Below are 1,870 nucleotides of genomic sequence, written 5' to 3' on the forward strand. Positions count from 1 at the left end.
AATGGCCACAAACCCAGGACTCTTCACGGAGTGGCCATGGAAGAAGCTTGGCAGCTTCAAGTACGTGTTGCTGGCGCCGTGGGTAGCGCACGGGTGGTATGAGGTGGCGACCAAGGGGAGGCGTGAGGTGGATCTCGGGTACATCGCCATCCTCCCGTCGTTGCTGCTGCGGATGCTGCACAACCAAGCCTGGATCACCATCTCCCGCCTCCAAAACGCCCGTGGCCGCCGCCAGATTGTTCGCCGCGGCATCGAGTTCGACCAGGTTGACCGCGAGAGGAACTGGGACGACCAGATCATCCTGAGCGGTATCCTGCTATACCTCGGCGCACTGTACGTACCGGGCGGGCAACACTTACCGCTGTGGAGGACGGATGGCGCGGGGCTGATTGCCTTGCTGCATGCCGGGCCAGTGGAGTTCCTCTACTACTGGTTCCATCGTGCGTTGCACCACCACTTTCTCTACACCCGCTACCACTCGCACCACCACTCCTCAATCGTCACTGAGCCCATCACATCCGTCATCCATCCGTTTGCTGAGCTCGTTGCCTACGAATTGCTCTTCTCGATCCCACTGATCGCCTGTGCCTTGACTGGAACTGCTTCCATAATTGCATTCGAGATGTATTTGATTTACATTGATTTCATGAACAACATGGGGCACTGCAACTTCGAGTTGGTACCCAGCTGGCTCTTCACATGGTTCCCTCCTCTCAAGTATCTCATGTACACGCCATCGTTTCATTCTCTGCACCACACTCAGTTTCGGACAAACTACTCCCTTTTCATGCCGTTCTACGATTATATCTACAACACCATGGACAAGTCATCAGACACTCTGTATGAGAACTCACTGAAGAACAATGACGAAGAAGAAGCAGTGGATGTGGTTCACCTTACACACCTGACCACCCTGCATTCCATCTACCACATGAGGCCCGGTTTCGCCGAATTTGCGTCCAGGCCCTACGTTTCCAGGTGGTACATGAGGATGATGTGGCCTCTGTCATGGCTCTCCATGGTGCTGACATGGACGTACGGTTCTTCATTCACTGTTGAGAGGAATGTCATGAAGAAGATCAGGATGCAGTCATGGGCCATACCAAGATACAGTTTCCATTATGGATTGGATTGGGAGAAGGAAGCTATCAATGATCTTATCGAAAAGGCGGTATGTGAAGCTGACAAGAATGGGGCTAAAGTTGTAAGCCTTGGACTCCTGAATCAGGCACATACCCTGAATAAAAGTGGAGAACAATATCTGCTGAAATACCCAAAGTTGGGAGCACGAATTGTCGATGGAACCAGCTTAGCTGCTGCAGTGGTTGTCAACAGTATCCCCCAAGGCACAGACCAAGTAATTCTTGCAGGAAATGTTTCCAAGGTGGCGCGTGCTGTAGCGCAAGCATTATGCAAGAAAAATATCAAAGTCACGATGACAAACAAGCAAGATTATCATTTACTCAAGCCAGAAATACCAGAAACTGTAGCTGACAATCTTTCGTTTTCGAAAACAGGCACCGCAAAGGTTTGGTTAATTGGTGATGGTCTAGATTCTGCTGAACAATTCAGAGCACAGAAAGGAACTCTGTTTATCCCATACTCACAATTTCCTCCAAAGATGGTACGCAAGGACAGCTGCAGCTACTCGACAACTCCTGCAATGGCTGTACCAAAAACGCTGCAGAATGTGCATTCATGCGAGAATTGGCTGCCAAGGAGGGTTATGAGCGCATGGCGAATCGCGGGAATTCTTCATGCGTTGGAGGGATGGAATGAGCATGAATGTGGTGACAAGGTGCTTGATATGGACAAAGTTTGGTCTGCTGCAATTATGCATGGGTTCTGCCCAGTTGCTCAAGGTAGATCG

General features: G+C 50.5%; 1 protein-coding gene. It reads left to right on the forward strand.

Going from position 1 to position 1,870, the window contains the following annotated elements; all coding sequences use genetic code 11:
- Positions 1–127 precede the first annotated feature (127 nt).
- On the forward strand, positions 128–1,870 hold a 1,743-nt coding region (locus F8C76_RS19830; RefSeq protein ID WP_211372172.1), incomplete at its 3' end, for a sterol desaturase family protein.

Origin of the sequence: Flagellimonas olearia (genome assembly GCF_009184425.1) — a bacterium.
Taxonomy (GTDB): Bacteria; Bacteroidota; Bacteroidia; order Flavobacteriales; family Flavobacteriaceae; genus Flagellimonas; species Flagellimonas olearia.